This is a genomic window from Secundilactobacillus kimchicus JCM 15530 (genome assembly GCF_001433995.1).
In the GTDB taxonomy this organism is placed as follows: Bacteria; Bacillota; Bacilli; order Lactobacillales; family Lactobacillaceae; genus Secundilactobacillus; species Secundilactobacillus kimchicus.
The window spans coordinates 1-254 of sequence record NZ_AZCX01000043.1; the positions used below are offsets into that span (position 1 = coordinate 1).

Sequence of the window (254 nt, forward strand, 5' to 3'; positions counted from 1 at the left end):
GTAAAATCAGCTGATTATATGACGGCTGATGATGAGCGTAATTTGGTGGTGATTAAAAATTTGGAGTATGCCTTAGCTGGAACACGCCAAATCAGCTATGGTGGATTATTAAAGCAAATTAAGCAAGATTTGCAATTAGAAGATGTCGAGAATGGTGATTTAGTTCATGTTGGCGATGAAGATTACACCAAAGAGCAAATGGAAGCTGCGGAAGAAGTTGTCGCAAAATGGGATTTTAATAAACAAAATTATTT

1 protein-coding gene is annotated in these 254 nt (G+C 36.2%); it reads left to right on the forward strand.

Annotated features, from left to right (window positions below; all coding sequences use genetic code 11):
- Window positions 1–254: protein rep (locus FC96_RS12630; protein ID WP_162253160.1), on the forward strand; the 254-nt coding region annotated here is incomplete at both ends.